This window comes from Ruegeria sp. HKCCD7181, assembly GCF_057221055.1.
Genome location: NZ_JBWVBC010000005.1, coordinates 340,082 through 359,869, shown reverse-complemented (window position 1 = coordinate 359,869; position 19,788 = coordinate 340,082). Strand labels below are relative to the sequence as shown.

At 55.2% G+C, this 19,788-nt stretch carries 16 protein-coding genes and 1 tRNA gene; 12 read left to right on the top strand and 5 right to left on the bottom strand.

All coding sequences use genetic code 11. The features are described 5' to 3' along the window. Nucleotides 1-203: 203 nt before the first annotated feature. Together AC2TCY_RS12920 and AC2TCY_RS12915 are read right to left on the bottom strand one after the other, a co-directional pair. Nucleotides 204-653, bottom strand: a complete 450-nt coding sequence (locus AC2TCY_RS12920; RefSeq protein ID WP_480847863.1) for a hypothetical protein — start codon at nucleotides 651-653, stop codon at nucleotides 204-206. Between the two features lie 21 nt (nucleotides 654-674). Then, nucleotides 675-1,043, bottom strand: a complete 369-nt coding sequence (locus tag AC2TCY_RS12915) for an antibiotic biosynthesis monooxygenase family protein (RefSeq protein ID WP_480847862.1) — start codon at nucleotides 1,041-1,043, stop codon at nucleotides 675-677. A gap of 78 nt (nucleotides 1,044-1,121) precedes the next feature. Between AC2TCY_RS12915 and AC2TCY_RS12910 the strand changes: the two genes are divergently transcribed. Beyond that, nucleotides 1,122-1,553: a MarR family winged helix-turn-helix transcriptional regulator gene (locus AC2TCY_RS12910; protein WP_480847861.1), complete on the top strand. Its 432-nt coding sequence runs from the start codon at nucleotides 1,122-1,124 to the stop codon at nucleotides 1,551-1,553. A 65-nt stretch (nucleotides 1,554-1,618) separates the two neighbouring features. On the opposite strand, the gene AC2TCY_RS12905 is transcribed toward AC2TCY_RS12910, so the two are convergent. Further along, complete coding sequence (locus tag AC2TCY_RS12905) at nucleotides 1,619-2,326, bottom strand: lysophospholipid acyltransferase family protein (RefSeq protein WP_480847860.1); 708 nt, start codon at nucleotides 2,324-2,326, stop codon at nucleotides 1,619-1,621. A 143-nt stretch (nucleotides 2,327-2,469) separates the two neighbouring features. Here AC2TCY_RS12905 and AC2TCY_RS12900 point away from each other — a divergent pair. Next, nucleotides 2,470-2,545 (top strand) — tRNA-Trp (locus AC2TCY_RS12900). A 224-nt stretch (nucleotides 2,546-2,769) separates the two neighbouring features. Here AC2TCY_RS12900 and AC2TCY_RS12895 read toward each other — a convergent pair. Further along, nucleotides 2,770-3,882, bottom strand: a complete 1,113-nt coding sequence (locus tag AC2TCY_RS12895) for a hypothetical protein (RefSeq protein ID WP_480847859.1) — start codon at nucleotides 3,880-3,882, stop codon at nucleotides 2,770-2,772. Between the two features lie 349 nt (nucleotides 3,883-4,231). Between AC2TCY_RS12895 and AC2TCY_RS12890 the strand changes: the two genes are divergently transcribed. The 9 genes from AC2TCY_RS12890 (at nucleotide 4,232) to lptF (ending at nucleotide 18,235) form a co-directional block, all read left to right on the top strand. Beyond that, nucleotides 4,232-4,597, top strand: coding sequence for a cupin (locus AC2TCY_RS12890; RefSeq protein ID WP_480847858.1), 366 nt, complete (start codon nucleotides 4,232-4,234; stop codon nucleotides 4,595-4,597). A 187-nt stretch (nucleotides 4,598-4,784) separates the two neighbouring features. Further along, complete coding sequence (locus AC2TCY_RS12885; protein WP_480847857.1) at nucleotides 4,785-5,057, top strand: hypothetical protein; 273 nt, start codon at nucleotides 4,785-4,787, stop codon at nucleotides 5,055-5,057. Between the two features lie 788 nt (nucleotides 5,058-5,845). Then, on the top strand, nucleotides 5,846-9,145 hold the full coding sequence (locus tag AC2TCY_RS12880) for an adenylate/guanylate cyclase domain-containing protein (RefSeq protein WP_480847856.1): 3,300 nt from the start codon (nucleotides 5,846-5,848) through the stop codon (nucleotides 9,143-9,145). Nucleotides 9,146-9,269: 124 nt separating this feature from the next. Beyond that, entirely contained in the window at nucleotides 9,270-10,829 is a 1,560-nt protein-coding gene (locus AC2TCY_RS12875; RefSeq protein WP_480847855.1) for an FAD-binding oxidoreductase, read from the top strand. 39 nt (nucleotides 10,830-10,868) lie between these two features. After that, complete coding sequence (locus tag AC2TCY_RS12870; RefSeq protein WP_480847854.1) at nucleotides 10,869-12,554, top strand: hypothetical protein; 1,686 nt, start codon at nucleotides 10,869-10,871, stop codon at nucleotides 12,552-12,554. Then, nucleotides 12,547-14,304, top strand: coding sequence for a ferritin-like domain-containing protein (locus AC2TCY_RS12865; protein WP_480847853.1), 1,758 nt, complete (start codon nucleotides 12,547-12,549; stop codon nucleotides 14,302-14,304). The genes AC2TCY_RS12870 and AC2TCY_RS12865 overlap by 8 nt, the downstream gene beginning before the upstream one ends. A 2-nt stretch (nucleotides 14,305-14,306) precedes the next feature. Continuing rightward, entirely contained in the window at nucleotides 14,307-15,617 is a 1,311-nt protein-coding gene (locus AC2TCY_RS12860) for a radical SAM protein (protein WP_480847852.1), read from the top strand. A 3-nt stretch (nucleotides 15,618-15,620) separates the two neighbouring features. Then, complete coding sequence (qhpG, locus tag AC2TCY_RS12855; protein WP_480847851.1) at nucleotides 15,621-17,027, top strand: flavin-dependent monooxygenase QhpG; 1,407 nt, start codon at nucleotides 15,621-15,623, stop codon at nucleotides 17,025-17,027. A 68-nt stretch (nucleotides 17,028-17,095) separates the two neighbouring features. Beyond that, a complete protein-coding gene (gene lptF, locus AC2TCY_RS12850; protein ID WP_480847850.1) occupies nucleotides 17,096-18,235 on the top strand; it encodes an LPS export ABC transporter permease LptF in 1,140 nt (379 codons plus the stop codon). Here lptF and AC2TCY_RS12845 read toward each other — a convergent pair. After that, complete coding sequence (locus tag AC2TCY_RS12845) at nucleotides 18,232-19,062, bottom strand: LysR family transcriptional regulator (RefSeq protein WP_480847849.1); 831 nt, start codon at nucleotides 19,060-19,062, stop codon at nucleotides 18,232-18,234. The genes lptF and AC2TCY_RS12845 overlap by 4 nt on opposite strands. 100 nt (nucleotides 19,063-19,162) lie before the next feature. Here AC2TCY_RS12845 and AC2TCY_RS12840 point away from each other — a divergent pair, with 100 nt between their 5' ends. Then, nucleotides 19,163-19,765 carry an HD domain-containing protein gene (locus AC2TCY_RS12840; protein WP_480847848.1) on the top strand — a complete coding sequence of 201 codons (603 nt, stop codon included), beginning with the start codon at nucleotides 19,163-19,165 and terminating at the stop codon, nucleotides 19,763-19,765. Nucleotides 19,766-19,788: the final 23 nt, after the last annotated feature.

The following is a 19,788-nucleotide window of genomic DNA, read 5'->3' as shown; positions in this document are numbered from 1 at the left end:
CCGCGAAGGCGGCCGCACTGTCGGCGCCGGCGTTGTGTCGAAAATCATCGAGTAAGGCGCGCTTGTCGCACCTGGTTGCGTCAGGCGATTTTCCACAGGAAAATCTGCCGAGACCAACACGGTGAAGAAATCAATAAAGGCCGTCCCAAACCGGGGCGGCCTTTTACGTTGGGAATTTCTGTCAGCGATACTGCGCTGGTCGATTATAATTTGGATGTCCTTTTGCGCCGCGCGCTCATCGCTCGCCCGTCCCGTATGCTTAGCGCCATCAATAGTAGGTTGGTTGCCCCAGCAATCAGCTCGATGACTTGCACGACATAAAAACTGGTATCGAATGAGCCCGCATTTGCTTTTGCGCTAAGATAAAAAGCAGCGGGCACCAGGATCAGGAGACCATTCGCGGCAATAATCGGCATCCGCTTCTTTTTGGCAATTGCTTGTGCGTCCTTTCGCCGTCGTCCCAATGACATGCCTGACGCACCTACAATCGCCATCGCCGGTACGAGAATAAGAAGTCCGCTAAGGATCATGGATTTGACGGCGGCGACAGTCGCGTGGGTCTCAAACAGCTCGCTGTATAGGGTGGAAGTCCAGAATATGAGGATCGTCAAAAATCCAATTACTCCGGCTATTGGGTGGATGGTTCTCAACATGGTGCTGCTCCGGGTGTCGAATTAGGCGACACAGTGGTTTTCGACGGCAAGCTTTCGAAAAAGATGGGGCCGTGCCACAGCGCTTTCAGGGTAATCGGTTATCCGTCGCTGGAACTCGGGGTGCGTAAAGGCGTCGCGAAAGCTTTTGACGTCCTGCCAGATCGCATAGTTCACGAACGTCGAACTTCCTGCGACGCCCTTATGAAGTTGGGTCGAGATATATCCCGGCTGGGATTTCATGAAGTCTGCATCATGCGCCCAGGCCTTTAGCAGAGCTTTTTCGTCTTTCGTTTCCACCGTAAACAGATTGATTAGCACAACCGGACCTTCTTCGGTCTGCATCTGGTCCGCGAGCGTGGTGATTGCATCCAGCTCTTCGATCTTAGCCATTACGTGTCCTTTCAGATAAAATAAGATAGCAAGCTATGTAATATTGCATAGCTTGCTATTCAAGTGTAATTTTTGGACATGAAATTCGAAAAAGACGACTCGGCCGGTTATCTGGTCAATCACATGGCGCGATTGTTTGCGAAAGAACTGCAGCACCGTATCGTACCTCTTGGCATCGTTATCGGCCAATTCCCTATCTTGCTGGAGCTTTGGATTAAGGATGGCGTTTCGCAGAAGGATTTGCTGAACAAGCTCGATGTCGAACAAGCGACATTGGCTAACACGCTCAACCGTATGGAACGTGATGGCCTGATCAAGCGAATGAAGAACCCTTCTGACGCCAGGGCTCAATTAATCTGGTTGACCGATAAGGCCACAGCACTTCGAGATGACGCCTATAGCTCTGCCCACAAAGTGAACGCCGAAGCACTGCATGTATTGAGCGAGACCGAACGCGCGCAATTCATGGACTATATGCGCCGTGTCATTAGCGGCTTGCGCTCACCATAACGCGCTTTGTTTTAACCACGCTTTGTGAGGTAAGTGGTTTTCCACTCTCGAGTTGGTAAACGCATCTATTCGGATTCGGGTGCCCAAGGCTTTCGACCCACCATCCGGTCCGCTTCGGCGGTGATGTCGTTCATGTGTTGCTCAAGGTTTAACCGCAACGCTTCAATCTGCTCTTCTGTTGCTTTTCGCGGGACGGTTTCGGTCCATTCACGGCACAAGAACACGCCTTCGTTGCGCCAGGGGCGTGGCATCAACAGGCGGTCCCAGGTACCAGCCTCACGACCGTGCCGGGTTGAATAGGTGATGCCAAAGACCCGTTTACCCGAAGTGCGCGCCCAGACCAGAGGAACGGTTGAAGACACCCGCTCGGGGCCGCGCGGACCGTCCGCCGCGATACCGATCGAAATGCCTTGTTTCATCTTGCCCAAAACCTCGCGTGACAGCGTAACATGACGTTTTCGGCTGGTCATTGCGATGGTATCCATACCGAACAGCTTTTGCACGCGCCCCACCATGCTGCCCGCACGTGCGGCCGAGGTGATCGAGCAGATGCGCCCTTTGTCCAACGGAAAGAAATAGGGCGATTGAGCCAAGCGCTGATGCCATAAAACAACGATGACCGGTTCGCCCTGTTCTACCAGCTTATCAAGTTCCTCATAGCCGATGCGTTGCCAGCGTGTGCCGCGGTGGGCCAGCCGGATATAGTTTGCAATGCGCCGGGCGAGCCAGTTCAACACGGCTTCGCTGTCGGCGATTTTCTTGCGGATGCTCAAGGGAGGTGTCCTTCTGCTGGCCGAGCCTTGTCTTAAAGAACTGCGCGTCAGGTGCAACTTTTTTGTCAAACGGCAAACTGTCGGAGAATGTGAAAAAGCCCCTTGAGTCCGCCGCGTCACTGGCATATCTGATGGCGAACCATAGGGGTATAGCTCAGTTGGTAGAGCGACGGTCTCCAAAACCGTAGGTCGCGGGTTCGAACCCTGCTGCCCCTGCCATTAAAATCAACCACTTAGATGCAGATATGCTTGCCAACGCAATAATTGTTGTGCGGTTTTTTGTGCGTTATTCAAAAAAATCCAGAACCTGATTCCATTGTGTCCAGCCGCATGAAACGGTTTGCAGCTTGGGTACGCTGTTCTTCCGGCGCTAGTTGAATATTGACACAAATAGAATCATCTAGTGCGTGAGCACAGGTATCTCGGCTTGCTTTCAAGATCCCTTACCTATCAGCAGCAGTATAACGAAACGCGAGCGACACAACAGCGTAGGCCTTAGCCACCTGGCGCTTCAGCATTGCCGCCAGTTTCTTCAGTAAATTGGGGTCATTGATATCGGGTGGTGCATCCAGATCGGCGGCAGTCAGATCACTACACCTGTTGGCTGCGAACTGTCTGGTCTCTGATTTTAGATATTTAGCGGTAAACGCCAGCTCGACCGCTTCGCTGGTTAGTTCTTGGCTGTGGCCGCCAGCATCTTCAACAGTGCGTTTCGGCGATGGATAATTTCTTGGTTGCTCTGGTGAATCTGTTCCTGTCCCGCGGTGATCGCCAAGAGTAGATCCCGAAGCGGGGTCTCGCTCGATTGCGAGATATGGTTCTGTGTTGGATCTGAGGTCATGCAAATTCTCCCTTGTTTCCTCAATGAATGCGGCCACGTCTGCGGCACAAATTTCTAGTGTTCGATTGCAATTGTGGTCCTTTAGATCACCGGGCAATTCCAGACTGATGCGGCTGCGGCCTCGGCCTTCCGTGATTGCGTCTCGCAGCTCCAATCCTTCGCGGTCCAGCTTGGCAATCTCTTTGAGCTGATGTCTGAGCTTGGGCAGATCGAAGCCGTTTCGCTTCGCTTGTTGGTGCTTATTCTGGTTGAAAGATGACCAGCTCACAGCCGTCATCTCGGCCACGCGGTCGGCGTAGTCATGGCGGCCGAGTTCACGCAGGCGTTTCTGGGCAAAATTGTCATGTCTTCCGCTAATCAGTTTGTGGCCGAATTCGAGTTCCAGAAAACGACAAACGGCCTCGTCCCTGCATTTAGACTGGAAAAGCTTATAGCTTTCGCCTGTCTTTGAATCTGCCGCTGGCCTGACGAGGTGATAGTGTTTCTGGATCGAGCGATCACCGCGTTTGCTTTCATGCATTGAAAGCGTTTCAGGATCGGCGGGGTTGTACCCAAATTCTGAGCGGATCGCCTTCAAGGTTTGTTTCAGCTCGTCACGGGTCAGTTCTTCGCCGGGGCTGATGATCGTATGAGTAAGGCCAGATTTTCGGCCTTTAAGCTGGGCGAATTGATCGGCCACCATGAGCTGAGCGTTGTTGTCCTTCAGGACATGCACAACCTCATTGTCACCATGACTGACTGCATAGCCGGTGAACCGACAAGGAGGCCGTTGCGGATGATCTGGTGAATGCTCTCCGTGGATATGGCGACCTGCACAATCTGCATTGGCCGCTTGAAGAATGTAAGCCGAGTGCAGAATCCGAAAGGTTTGAGCACCAGGATCTCAGTTGATTGAGCGCACAGTCTTATCAAGAATGAACGGCCTATTTTTGGATTAAGCCCATGAAGCGGCCTTTGGCGCTGGATGTAGCGAATGACGACGAAGAGCCCAACTTGCGTTTTTCTGCATTGCGGCCCAATGTCCAGTATCGGTTGTAGGCTGGTCATGTGGCGGGGGCACCAAAGTGAAGTTCAAGAAGCTGTATTCGGATGCTCAAGGCGAAAGCCATTGGAAAGACATCGAAGTTGAACTTGAAGAACAAACATTTGCGCCACCTGCAAAAGCAATCGAGCTTTCAAAGCCAGAAGCCGTCAAGCAAACCATGTTCTTGAGGCTCAAGAGGGGCTGGGATGAGCCAATTCATCCCACGCCCGTCGCTCAAAAGCTCATTTGTCTTTCTGGCTCAGTGCGTGTGACCGCCAGCGACGGAGAATTCAGGGATATTGGACCGGGCGACGTCTGGCATATGGAAGACAAGCACGGCAAAGGTCACCATACCGTTGTAACAAGCGATGAGGATTTTCTTTCCGTGATCGTACAGTACGAGTAGCAACGAACGCACAGACCAAGCCCTCCTGATCAGCAAAGCGGACTGCAGCACTTGCGCGGTATAAGGCCGCTTTGTCCGCTCCAAGGACTTCCAAAGCTCAGTAATGAAGCCCGGTTTGGTGCTATTGCAGGATGTCGGGTTGCGAGTGTTGAGGTGAGGCATTCCCGCCTGCCTTATCGTCGTCGGGATGCTGTCGCTTGAACCAGTTCTGTCGGGCCATAAGTTGCCTGGGCTGGCTTTGCTGGGCGACGCCTCGTACGCATCGTACCTTAGCCATCTGATGGTGATCGGGTCGTCGACCCAGGTATTGGATGGCATCCCTGATCGCGAAAACTGGCTTATGCTATTAGCCGGCTTCGTCATCTGTCAGGTGGTGGCTGTAGCGATCTACCTGATCTACGAAAAGCCGCTGCATCGGTGGGTGAAGGCTCGCAGGCGAAGCGCAGCTGCAGGTGGCTGACTGGCCTCTTAGTCAGGAGCGGCAAACCCATGGCGATTGTCGAGCGGTATCCTAGCCGCAGCGCCCATGACATCATGGCCCGTTTCGATCATTCGTCAGGAATTTCGATATCGAAATTAAAATCGGTGAGTCGAGTTAAATTCGGGGCTGAGGTTAGAGGGGCTGGCCGAGGGGGTTGTAACCAGCCCCTCTCGGGGATCTACGGTTCGAGAATAACGTTCCGTTGAAATCACTTTAGAGTTTCCACCGGTCTAGCGAAATTGGGGGAATCCCTTAACAGAGGTTTTTTTTGGGACGCCGAAGTTCGTTTCAAAAACGAAAACAGTGAATTTCCCAATGAATCGTGGACACAATTTTGCCACAATGTCACTCTGACTTGGTGGGCGGCACGCCTTTATTTTAGCACATACTAGTTTTCAACTGGTTTTTAGAGGGGGTTATGAGTGCGCCGTGTCGCCCCACGAATCCCTTCCATTGTTGACTTGTTTCCCCGGCCGACGGCCGAATCCCATCTTTGCGCGGTGTGTTTTTGCCTATTTGCCTTAGTTTCGAGCGCTTCCGCTCTTTCAGTTCAGTGCTGCAACTGGGGTCAATTTCCCGTTTCTTGAAGGCGTCCTGTAACACTCAAACCACTTGACGTTCCAAGCAAGAAAGAAAAAGCTTGCCATGCGGTCGGCCTATGCACCAGTTGCTTCGTCAAAGCGGCTATTGCTAAACGGCTTTTACCGGAGACTGGTCTGCTCCGGCCAGGGACGGTAAGCCAGAGTCGGATGGGGACAGTGGGGGAAATGACGGAGATCGGCGTATTCTTAGAGAAGCTGGGGTTGGCGAAGTACGCGCCCGTTTTCTCGTCAAATGAAGTAACACTGTCCGATCTTGCACTTTTGTCCGAACACGATCTGATCGATATGGGTTTGCCTTTGGGACCAAGGCGACGACTGATGTCGGCCTTGGTCGATGCAGGAACCGCAGCCCCTGTGATCGGGCAAGGCAAGATCGTTGCCGAACGGCGGCAGTTGACGGTTATGTTCGTAGACCTGGTCGGATCTACCCCCATGTCCGAACGACTGGATCCCGAGGACTTGGGAGAGCTGGTCCGCCGGTTCAAGGAAACCTGTACCACCGCTGTCGCGCGGTACGGAGGTCATGTCGCCAGTTTCATGGGTGATGGGGCAATGATCTATTTCGGGTATCCTCATGCACTGGAAGACGCGGCCTCGCGCGCCATAAATGCGGGTCTGGAGATTTTGGACGGGCTAAAGCGCATCGAAGGGCAGGAAACTCTGCGCGTTCGGATTGGGGTGTCAACGGGGCTTGTGGTTGTAGGGACCATTCACGGCGAAGGGTTGAAAGAACATGACGTAGTCATGGGACGTACGCCCAATCTGGCCGCTCGGCTGCAGGCGCTGGCCGAGCCGGATACCCTGATCATCAGCCCCTCGACCCGAAGGTTGGTCGGCAATGCCTTTGAATTGGAAGACAAGGGACATTTCGCCCTTAAAGGTTTTTCCGAAAAGATCCAGGCGTGGACGGTCACCGGGCAGGCTCGCATTGAACGGCGTTTCGACATCATGCCCGATGCGGGCGCGGGTCGCCTTGTGGGCCGCCATTCCGAGTTTCAGGAACTATGCGACAAATGGAACGAGGCCAGTCAAGGTATCGGGCAATCCGTCCTGATCTCTGGCGAGGCCGGTATCGGCAAGTCCCGTCTGATTGAAGGGCTCAGTCAGAAGTTGCGGGGGCAGGGCATTATTAGGCTGAACTTACAATGCTCTCCTCTGCACGCCAACAGTGCATTGTTCCCCATTATTCAGCATCTGGAACGTACAGCTGGATTTGCTCCGGAAGACAGCGATGAGGAAAAGCTGACCAAGCTGACCCATATTCTGCAGGATCACCCGCCCGAGCATCTGCGTCTGATTGCCGATCTGCTGAGTGTCGAGGCGGACAGCACATTGGGGCCATTGGATTTGCCTCCTCAGGTCAAACTTGAGAAGACTCTCGAGGCGGTAAAAGAACAACTGGCCGCCTTGGCGCGGAACAAGCCGGTTCTGGTGCTATTTGAAGACATTCACTGGGTCGACCCGACGACCTTGTCACTGACCAATCGGGTGATCGAATACATCCGGGACCTGCCGGTCCTGATCATCGTGACCGCCAGATCGGGGTTTGATCCGGGTTGGAGACATCATCCCAACACGTTGCATATTCCGCTCAGGCGTTTAGCCAACCGGGATGTGGCCGAGATCGTCGCTGATGTAGCAGGCGGGAACTCGGTTCCAGCACCAGTTTGCGAGCTTATCGCGGCGAAGACCGACGGTATTCCGCTCTATGTGCAAGAGGTGACGCGCGCCCTGTTGGAATCGGGACAGTTGCAGCTGACAGACAAAGGCTATGCCCTCACCGGGCCCTTGCCATCGTTGTCGGTGCCTAACACACTCAAGGATTCGCTGATGGAGCGTCTGGACCGGTTGGGCATGGCCAAGGAAGTGGCGCAGACCGGGGCCGTGTTCGGGCGTCAGTTTTCGTTGGCACTGGTAGCGTCGGTATCGATTCTCTCACCCGCTGTGTTGCAGGCAGGGCTGGATCAGTTGTCTTCAGCGGGACTTATTCTCGAGGCGCCGAACGCAGGCGAAGATGAGTTTATGTTCCGCCATGCGCTGATCCGCGATATGGCCTATGACAGCCTATTGCGAACCGAGCGTCAGGTTATGCACGACCGGGCAGCGGGTGCGCTGCTGGAAAACCAGCCGCAAATGGCGCAGACACAGCCTGAGGTTCTGGCGCAGCATTATACTTTGGCCAACCGCAAGGCCGAGGCCGTCGAACACTGGCAGAGCGCCGGGCGACGTGCGATTGAACGTTCGGCCCTGAAAGAAGCACTGACGCATTTGTCCAAAGCACTGGACCAAGTGGCGGACTTGCCGAAAAGCCAGGAACGGGACCTGCGAGAAATCGACATTCAGATCCTTCGCGCTGGCATTTTGCGATCCACAAGTGGGATCCCAGGCGACGCCACCGGCGAAGCCTATAGCCGCCTGCGAGAGTTGTGTTATCGCGCCAACGAAACCGAGAGGCTATTTCCGGTTCTGAACGGGCTTTACGCCTTCCATCTGGTTCGGGCCGAATACCGTTTGGCACAGGACGTGGCCACTCAAATCCTCGACCTCGCGGCGGATAGCGGCAGGACCGAACATCAAATGGTTGGGCACCGCGCTATGGGGGCTGTTCAATTGCACCTGGGCAACCTGCCCGAAGCACAGGGGCATTTGGAACAAGCTTGGGCGATGTACGATTTTGATCAGCACGGCCAACTCGCCTATGTCTATGGCACGGACCACTCGGCTATCACATCGGCGTTTTTGGGGACATGTTACTGCCTGATGGGGCGGCAGGAAGAAGCCCTGAGTATCCAGCGCACGGCACTGGGTTCGGCGAAAGAGCTCAATCACGCCCACAGTATTGCGCAGACTCTGGTCTATATGTGCAAAGTCCATATGCTGTCCCGCGATATTCCGGCATTACGAAGGGATATCGAAGCCTTGGTCGAAATTGTGCAACAACATTCGTTGCCCTTGATGGCGACAATTGCGCGTTTTTGGGCCAGCTGGGCTGATGCAGCGACTGAACCCAACACCGAGAGCATTGAAAAGCTGCGCAAGGCGGCCAACGACTGGTGGTCTGTTGGGGCCGGGAATTACAAAAATTTCTTTCTGTCCCTCATTGCTGAATTACAGGTACAGGTCGGAGACTACGACGCTGCGCGGCAATCCCTGCATCAGGCGGGGCGTTTTCTGGTTGAGACCGAAGAGAAATGGGCTGAGGCAGAATATTTACGCATACAGGCCAAGTTAGCCGCTAATACAGGCGATGACCCGGAACCATTATTGCTGTGTGCGATCGAAACAGCCCGAAAGCAGGGCGCGCATTTGTACGAGTTGCGTTCCGTCATCGCGCTGGCGCAATGGCGCCGAGACAACGATGTACCTGTCGGGGATGCCCTGAGTTCGGTTCTGACGCAGTTCGGGCAGGATGACGAGATACCCGATCTGAAGGAAGCGCGTTTGTTTCTGGAAACAATGACTTGACCGCATGAGCCGATTACTGCCAGCTTGGCTGCGGGCGGATATGGGCTGACAACTGGAAGTTGCCTTCAAAGCGCAGTTTCAGACCTTTCCGCGCATATGCCGTATCCGCATTTGAGGAGCGCCCATGCGCAAGATCAGCAAGACCCTTTTATCCAAAGACCGCATCGCCCACAGCCGCTCGGATCTAGCGCTTCAACGCTATCACCCGATCAAACCGAAACAGATTCGCAACTTTGAAAAAGGACTGATAGGTTCGGTCGTTTTGCCGACAGATCCTGATTACAACAACGATCGGCAGGTTTGGAACCCGGCTTTTCAGGACTATCCCGAAATCATCGTCTACGCCGAAACCATCGAAGATGTACGCGCCAGCCTGGCCTTTGCGCGTCAGCATGATCTGTGGGTGGTTGCGCGGTCCGGCCGACACAGTACGGCAGGGTTTTCCGTCAACAACGCAATGGTTCTCGACACCAGCAGGATGCGCTATGTGACCGTCGACCCGGATGTGCCGATGGCCTATGTAGGGCCGGGCACACCGTTCAAGATGCTGAACTCGATCCTCAACTCCTATCACCTTCACGTGCCGGGTGGGGCCTGTCAGGACGTTTGTGTAGCCGGTTTCATGATGGGCGGTGGGTACGGTTTCACCTCGCGCCTGTTCGGAATGGCGTGTGACAACGTCTTGGGTGTAACCGTGATGCTGTGGGACGGCAGCATTGTCATTGCAGATGGAGAGACGAACTCGGATCTGTTTTGGGCGATCCGCGGCGGGACCGGCAATAATTTCGGCGTCCTGCTCGAAGTGCGCTACAAGCTTCAGAAGCTATACAAGGTCTGGGGATTCCACATCAAATGGCCGCTGAAAAAGGCAGCAAAGGCGTTAGAGTTCCTGCAGGCCAACTATATGAGAGACGGTATCTCCGATAAGTTCGGCGCCTATATTTTTCTCGCATATCAGGGGGATGAAAAGGTCCTGCTGGTCTCTGGGCTGTATCACGGCAAGAAAAAAGACGGGATGGAAGTGATCCAGCCGTTGCTGGACAAACCCATCGGCGGTCTGCTGGAGAACCAGAAGACCGGAACCTATCAGGAAATCAATTCGTGGCTATATGACGAAAAATACGACATCCCCGTGGTCCCCGATCAGGCCCGCGAGGACAAGCAGGCGGGCTACATTGATCGTCAGCTGAACCAAGCAGAATGGCAATTGGTCGTGGATTACCTCGACAGTACGCCCAACGCTTATGGTGCGGTAGCCATCGAGCCTTATGGCGGTGCGATCAACCAAGTGCCGGTTGGCAAGGACGGGAATGCCTTCATTCACCGCAATGCTTCGATGAATTTCTACGTGGATGTGTTCTGGTTGTCCGAAGAGGAAAAAGAAGTCGTTGTACCGTGGCTTGACGGGTTTATGAAATTGATGACCGACGAAGGGTTCTTTAACGCTCATTCTTATCAAAACTATCCGCGCCGGACGCAGCTGAACTATCGCTGGCTGTATTGGGGCGATAACTTCAACTCACTGCTTTTCGTGAAGAAAAAATTCGATCCACACAACTTCTTCCACTATCAACAGAGCATTTCTCCGGTCCCCAAGGACGCGCCGCGGGACATTATCCGGGACAAATCCAGGTCGTTCTTCAAGGACAAGAAAATCACTTACGAATTTTTTTCCAAGCCCTGAGCAAAGGGACAGCCAACGTCGAATTGGGGAGGGCCCAGCATGGACACGATTCAGGAGATCTTTTTTCTGCCACCCATGGCGGTCGCCCGGTTGGGGCCTGGAGAAACGCCGCTGGAAAGCTATGAGTGGCAGCAGGACATGGACGCGCATGGCAATAACAAGACCGTCATCCGGTCGAACGTGACATTGCGTGAGAATGAGGATGGCAGCGTCTCTGCCTATCTGCCCGATCCGAATTCTATCCGGTTTCGCGACGAAGGTGGCGCCCTGCGCCCTGTCGCGCCATTCTTTGAGTTATGGGCCCGAATGCATGACGCGGAAACCGGCGAAGAATACGAAACCCCTGTCACTCTGGACTTTTTGGATGGACAGGGTCTGTCTCTGCAGCATGTCCGGTATACCGTCGCGGTCGGCAACCAGAAGGCTGAACGCCGGACCGGAGACGCCGCCTGCGGATTCCGCGCGCGGGTCGAGATTGCCGGTAAGGATTTCACGGCCAAACCCCTGCTGGCTTTCAGCCCTCATACATCGGAACAGCAACCGATGGTGTATGAACACAACCCGATCCCGTTGGGATCTGTGCGTGTGATCCACCCGGTACGCGGTTATGACAAGCCGGTCCAAGATCAGCCCGTGGACCGAAGTATCCTGCGTCTGCGCTTTACCCCGCCAAAGGGGGAAGTCTATGGACCACCGAACGCTGCTTATGGCCCGGCAACGCTGGCGGTGCCAGGGTACGAGAACGACCCTCCGAAATCCGAATACGGGCGTATCCATGAAATTGTTCCCGAACAGAACCGGATTCTAAATCCGGATACCCCATGGTCGAAATGGATCATGATGAGCGGGACATCGGATGACCCCGAACCGCATGACAGCTATGACGGTGCACGCGTCGGTAATGATCAGTCTTGGGGCGTTGCTGATGATACCAGCGACGGTATCATCGAGGCCACACTGTCTGTTCGCGGTGAGCGTCTGACGGCGCGGGCAAACATAATGACCGGGCCACCTGATTTTGCGCCTGATTGCCGGCCTTTCTACAGCCTCGAAGACGATCTGGCCGATCGCGATCTTTCCTTGATGTCAGTAACCAATGGCAATTACCTGGAGGCCAAGGCTGAAGTCGTCGACATTTTCCGCCGCGCATTCGAGACCAACAGCCTGATCAATCTCGACGATATCCGTGCACAGGGTCTGAAAGACAATGCCAAGCTTCAGGCGAAGACGAAGATACAGCCGACAGAGGGCCTACCTTCGACGGATGCAGCTTCGATGACAGAAGAAGACGCCCGCCCGCCGGACAAGATTCCCGACCTGATCCGACCGCAGCCTGTTTCCGCGTTTTCAGTTTCCGTTCCGAATGAGCGGCTGCCTTATACGGTGGCGACCAAATTCGTCCATGAACAGCTGATTGACGAGGAAAACCTGCTGGATTTCCTGCGCCGCCGCCCGGATTTCGTGAAAACTCTGCTACGTCCGCCTTATGGCATTCTGACACAGCTTGAAACCGATCCGAACCCGGATCAGACACCGAACCCGGATTTCCGTGATCCGCGGATCGTGCGTGACATGATGCATGACGCCCGGATGCCGCCCTATATGCGCGATTCCAACTATTACCCGCTCTCTCTATCGCGACGGCAGTATCATCTGGTGATCTCGTTCATCGACTATCTCGCGTCTCAGTCGCCTTCTCAGAAAACGGAGGTCACTGATGTCTGATCGCCCTGATCAAATCCGCATTAAACCGCGCAACCTGACCGCACGAGCGGCATACAAAGTGCCTGGTAACCCTGACAACACGCGCATGGACGGATCAGTAGGCAACTGTTTCCCCGGTCTGGAGATGGACGTCCGAAACCTCGACCGGCGGTTTTTTCCCGGTCTTGTATTCAATGCGGTCAGAGTGCCTCTGAGCCCGGTGCCCGAGGCGCCGAAGAACACCCAAGGCTTCCATCTGGTTTTTGTCGATTATTTCTATGATCCGATGTTGCCTGACGATAGCCCTGAAGATTGGGTGCAAACCCTGTTGGCTGACTACAGCGGCGCTGTTGGTGAAAGGCTCAGCCAGGGCCGATGGTTTCTGGCCTGGGTGGAGCAGGGTGGCAAACGGATCAGTTTCACTGACGACGCGGGTGCGCCCTATGATGGGCTGATGGTGTGGCGTTTCATCCGCAGTCTGGAATGTGGCGACGATAACCCGGTGACTATTGCGTTGGAGCGTCGTAATCACGAAGGCATCGTCGATGCGAAACAGGTGATCTTGCACGGCTTTCGCCGTCAGTACCGAACCGATGCGGGCGTATTCAGCAATGCTTACGATCCCGGTGAATTGACGCAAAGCCTGTGCAACCCGTGGTCCCATGATTTTCGCGACTGTGGTTGCCACTACTGGCCCTCGAACCACCCCGATGTGGTCATGGCCGAAGTACCGCACGATGCCGCGCTGCCCACCGGGCAATCCGACAATCCAATTGCTGCTGAGACATACTTGGACTGGCTGCGTTCAGACAAATCGCCATCCGGAAATGTGGCCGCGATGAATACTGTGGAACAGAACCGCCCCTATCAGATCGACCACTATCAGGTGAACCAGATGTGGAGCGAACTTCCCATCGTCGTGGAAGGCCGTGAAACCGGTGAGGTCTACGAAGTTGATCCGGAATTGCCCGATGTTGACCCCTATGGTTCGACCGACGACATGATTAAGGATCTGCAAGAGCGGCTGGCGCCGATGGAGATGACGCTGAGCTTGCAATATCTTTATGCCTATTTTTCGCTGACCGATCCCGAGATGGTGGATACCAGACGTTGGCCGACACTGAAGGACGACTTGATCTTTGCACGCCGCGCGTTAGTGGAAGTTGCGATAGGAGAGATGACCCATATGCGCTTGGCCAACCAGTTGCTATGGGAGTTGCAAGGCGACGCGTACAAACCTGTCTTGACCCCTGCCAAAACGCTGCGGTTTGGGCCGGGTTACGGAAAGGTTTACCCCCGTTCGTTGCGACCTCTGACACAGGAGGCAATCGACGATTTCATCGAAATCGAACGCCCCGGCGGATATATCGACCGCGCTTATGCGCAATGTGTGAAAACGTTGGAACAGAAAACTTTCACCGACCGTCGTCTCTATGCTCTGGCCGTGCGGATCGACAGTGATGGCGACGAGCATTTTCTGCGTTTCCGCCAAATGAAAGAGGTTCTTGCCAAATACGATATCGGGCAGGGTACGCCTGCTTATCTGCGTCCGATTCAGGTGGGCACAGAGACGCAGGCCAAGGACGCGCTTGCGCAGTTTGAACAGGTCAAAGATGGCCTGCGCGATGCCTATACTCTGGAGGCCCGGGAACAATACGAACAAGCACAGGACTACATCCAACAAGTGCGCGACATCATGAAATTGCTCCGTGTCGAAGGCGAAAAGCTGGCCGCCGAAGAGATCGGTATCCCGTTCTGGCCGGAGGATTGAGTTTGATCCCGCCCAAGGCGCAAGTGCATTTCTTTGAATCCGACCACGGCCACCACGTGCTGGCCGTGGATGGGTCGCGGGTTTTTGACGTGCCACCTGGTACTGCAGAGCGGTTTGCGGCGTCCGATGCCGCCGCTCAGCGCGACTACCTCGCGTCGTTGGGTTTAGACAATGTTCCCTTTATCGACGACAAACCACCCGAAGACATGCCTGTGCGATCTCTGTCTTTGGCCGTGGCGCAGAAATGCAATCTGGCCTGCACCTATTGCTATGCCTCGGGCGGAGAGTTCGGAGGCCCTGCGCGGAACATGGAATGGGCAGTCGCCAAAGCGTCCGTTGATCGTTTGATATCGGAGGCCGAACCGGGTGTGCGCATCAATCTGGCCTATCTCGGTGGAGAACCGCTGATCAATCGCGACCTGATCCGCCAGGCAACTGAATATGCGGCGAACCGCGCTCAGGCGCACGGGCTGCAGGTTGGGTTTTCGGTCACCACCAACGGTACTTTGCTGCAGCCCGAGGATGCCGAATTCTTTGAAACGTATGGGTTTGCAGTCACGATCAGCCTGGACGGGGTAGGGGCAACGCATGACAAGCTGCGCCCCAATCGTGGAGGGCGCGGTAGCTATGAAGCGATCCTGAAAAGATTAGAGCCGCTGTTGGCGCGGCAGCGTAAAATGCAAGTTGGGGCTCGTGTGACCGTAACCCCACAGAACATGAACCTACCGGAAACGCTGGAACAGTTTGTGGACATGGGGTTTCATTCCGTGGGGTTCTCTCCGATGCTTGCTTCGCCGAATGGCCGTCATGAGCTAAACCGAGCCGATCTGGACGACATGCTGGCGCAGATGATCCTTTGCGGACAAGCGTTTGAGGCCGCAGTGATCCAAGGCCGACGCTACCCATTCTCGAACATGTCCGCCGCGATGCAAGAAATTCACCGGGGCACGCACCGCCCGTATGCCTGTGGCGCGGGAGCCGGGTATTTCGGCGTCTCCGCCGAAGGCGGACTATTCGCCTGCCACCGCTTTGTCGAGGATGAGGCCGGCGCCATGGGGGATGTTTTCAGTGGCCCGGATCTGCGTCGGGATCATTGGTTGAAAGATCGGCACGTGCATGGTCAATCCCCCTGCAACACGTGTTGGGCGCGCTACCTGTGCGGCGGCGGATGCCATCACGAAGTCATTCACCGTGGCCGTCCGGCCTGTGATTACATTCGCGGCTGGCTGCATTACTGCCTGCAAGCTTATGTCCGTCTGTCCGAAGCGCGGCCGGATTACTTTGGTGAAGCGGCAATGGCCGCAACTGCCTGATCGATGCCTAAAGATATCGAAACTGAAATCTGCGTAATTGGCGGTGGCCCGGCCGGGTCGGCGCTTGCCCTTCGGTTGGCTCAGCTTGGTCGGCAGGTTTGTCTATTGGAACGAGCAACCTTTCCACGCGCCCATGTGGGAGAGTCCCTGCCCTCCTCGATCTGGCCGGTTCTGCATCTTTTGGGTTTGTCAGACAAAGTTGAACAGGCAGGGTTTCTGAGATCAACCGGGTCAATTCTTCATTGGGGCGGCGAATTTGATCGTCGTGGACCGGCCGCTGATCGGGCCGGGTTGTTAGTCGACCGTGGTCAATTCGATGCACTGGTTCTTGATGCCGCGCGCGCCGCTGGGGTGAGTGTGCTGAACGCCGCCCGAGGGTATCGGCCTCGGCGTCTAGAGACTGGATGGGAAATTCCGGTGCACTTATCGGAAAGCGTGCTGCGCGTCCTCGCTCGGGTCTTGGTGGATGCGGCCGGTCGGCATGCGGGTTTGGGGCGCAAGTTTCGGCCAGCGTCGCAGCCACTGCTGGCGCTTTTTGCTTATTGGCAAGCGCCCCGGGGATTTGGTGCGCAGGCACGGGTCGAGGCTGGTGCCAGACACTGGTATTGGGGGGCAATGCTGCCCGGCGGATCTGTGAATGCGATGGTCTTTGTTGATCCTGCCGATTGCAAGGGCCTGTCTCCGGCAGATCGCCGCGATCTTTACCTGAACCTTTTGGCGCAATCGACATTGCTGTCGCCCTGTCTGGAACAGCGACGTATCGGACCCGTCCGACGCAGCGATGCCACCAGTCAGGTCGAAATTACACCTCCTGCACCTGACTTGATCCGGGTAGGAGAAGCAAGTTTCTCGGTCGACCCGTTGTCGTCACAAGGTGTGCAAATGGCCATGGGGCAGGCGGTCCAAGCCGCTGCGGTTGTGAACACTGTTCTGACACGCCCTGAACACACCGAACTGGCGCTGTCGTTTTATCGTGACCGACAGACCGAAAGGGTTCAGGCCCACGCCACGCTGGCAGCCGAATACTACGCCCGCCAAAACCTTGTTTCCCCCGCCAATTTTTGGTCAATGCGCGCCGACCCGATGGCATGGATGTCGCGTGTACTGGACGAACCGGAGATGGCGGACATACCAGAGGGGATACCCCTGCAGATGTCGCCAGAGGCCAGAGTTTCCGTGTCAGGACTTCAGACCGCTACCCATATAGAACCTTCAGCCGTTCTCCGGCACCCAACCTTGCAGCGCCCGGTGGCTAATCTTGAAGGTACTCCGCTGGTTCCATTGATACGGCAACTTGTTTGCCCGCTAACCGCGGCTGGTATTCTTGAACTGTGGTCAAATAGCCTGGGCGCGGACCACGCAAGGCGAATTCTGCAGTGGCTCTGGCAAAACCGGATTCTGATCGGTTAATCCCGGTTTCCTCTGCCGTGCGTATGCCCTAATGTCCCCGCACGTCGCCAACAGCCAAAAGAGGTCACATGTCGCGTTTCGATGGGTATTTCCTGCGGCAATTGCTGGTTCTGTTCGGCTTCTTTACCCTTGTTCTCGTCGGGGTTTTCTGGATCACCCGCTCGGTCAGCTTGTTTGACAGTGTGATCAGTGGCGGGCAGTCCGCGATGGTGTTCTTGGAGTTCACTGCCCTGACCCTTCCTACATTGATCCGAACGGTGATGCCCATGGCGATTTTTGCCGCCGCGGTTTACGCCACCAACCGCTTGAGTCGTGAAAGCGAGATGACTGTGATGCTGGCCACCGGCTCCAGCCCTTGGCGGCTTTCTCGCGCAGTCGTGCTGTTTGGCGTGATAGCGGGTCTCATGATGGCGGTTATCAGCGTTTTTCTACGTCCCGCGTCAATCGAGCAATTGGAACAGCGGCAGGCCGAGGTCGCCGGTGATGTGACCGCGCAACTTCTCAACGAAGGTGAATTCATGCACCCCGCAGAAGGCGTGACAGTTTACATCGGTCGGGTTGATTTGGACGGCACATTGCATGAAGTGTTCGTTTCCGACAGCCGGGACGCCAAGAACCCAGTCAGTTATTCCAGTACAACGGCTTACCTCGTCAACGACGACACGGGAATTCACCTCGTGATGGTGGACGGCATTGCGCTCAGGCTGAATGCCGAGGGCAAAACGTTGTCCTCAACCTTATTTGACGATGCTTCCTACAACATCACGGAATTGACCAGAAAATCCGAAATGGGTCAGCGCAGTATTGGGGCAATTTCAACAGTTGATCTGATCAAGAACCGCGAAGCTGTCTCTGTAACCGATGGGCACAGTCAGGGACGTTTGATCGAAGAGCTGCATCAACGTTTTTCCTGGGTTGCCATTTGTATCGCTGTGGCGTTGGTCGGGTATGCCACTTTGACATTAGGCAGTTTCTCCCGTTTTGGGCTTTGGCCGCAGATACTGGGCGCCTTCATGATCCTGGTTCTGCTGGAAGGTGTGCGGGGCTTGATCTCGCCGGTTGTGATCGAAGATCCGGATACGTGGATACTGCTGTATTTGCCGGCGATCATGGGCATCCTGGTCTCGTGCCTGTTCCTGTTGTTGGCAGGACGTCCACTGCTGCGCGCCCGGCCCAAAGGTGTAAACGGCACGGTTTCTGCAACTTAACCTGATCCTCGTAGGTCAATCAGGCAACCAAGCACATCGTCAAAGGCTGTGCTGTCCCTGCGGGCGACCAGATACAGCGGCAACATCAAATCTACGGCCCCGGCAACAAGCGACAGTTCACCTGCGGACAGCTGATCCTGAATAACATATTGCGGGAAGTACCCGGATCCTCCTCGCTGCAAGACATAACGCAGGGCCATCATGCAATTTCCCAGAAAAATCGTTTGCCCCGAAGCCTGTCGCGCGGTCGAGCGCACGTGGTCCTGATAAACCTCTCCCAATTCGAGGTTCACGAAGACCGGGTCTTCCCCTGTGTCTGGGGTTTCAACCAGCAAAAGGCGTTCTGGAGTCAGTTCGTGAAGCGATACACGCGGGTCCGATGGCTTTTCGTGGGTCAGTGCCGCATCCAGAACATGGGTTGCGACGGCCTCGACCATATTCAGGTCATGGTCGTAATTGAGCGTTAGCAATAGCTGGCCAAGGCGCTGCTCGTACAAGACTGCCAAATCAACCAAAAGCGGGTCCCAGACACTCAGTTGCGCCCCAAGGCGCAACGCGACCCGGTTCTGCGATTGCGCCGGTAAATCGCGGGACGCAAAGGACCAGAGCGACAGCATCTCTTCAGCATATGGTCGGAACTGTCGCCCAAAATCCGTCAATCTCGTGCCCCCTGCGCCGCGGGTAAACAAGGGTTTGCCAGTTTCTTCTTCAATCAGACGTATGCGGGCGCTGACGGCAGTTTGGGTCACATTCAGTTTTCGGGCCGCGGCGTGGAACCCGCCCAACTCGGCGACGCTGAGAAATGTTTCGAGTGCTTTGATCTGCATGATGAAAGTATTTTTTGATCAGAGTGATAAAATCAATTTATTTTTTTACTCGCTGTGGATTTGGTAGGCTGTGTGCAGGTCATTAGCCAAAGGACGCGCCATGCTGGACAAGAGCCACAAACCCACCTGGACCAGTTTCGAAAACGCCACCAAAGAAGATTTTCTGGCGGTGATGGACTACGAGGACGCTTATAACGCGGCTCTACCGGATCGTATTCTGGACGCTATCCGTTCGCTGGATGAAGAATGGACGCCATATCCGATCAACCGATATCAGCACTGTCTGCAGGCCGCGACACGCGCGTATGAGGACGGTGCAGATGAGGAGATTGTGATCGCGGCCCTCGTGCACGACGTGGGCGATATCCTGTCTCCGTACAACCACGGTGAGTTGTCGGCAGCCATGATGAAACCCTATGTCAGCGAGCGCACGTATTGGATTCTCAAACACCACTGTGTGTTCCAAGGCTACTATTACAATCACTTCCTGGGAGGTGATAGGAATGCGCGCGACAAGTATCGCGACAGTCCCTATTGGGAAGATTGCCGGTATTTTTGCCACGAGTATGATCAATGCGCATTTGATCCGGAATACCCGACCAAGCCGCTTGAATTCTTCGAACCCATGTTGCGCCGAATTCTAGACAAGAGCGAAGGCCACATGGAACTGAACGAAACTGCAGATGATGGTAAAACAGACTAATGGAGGTTTAGGGCGGGCCGGAT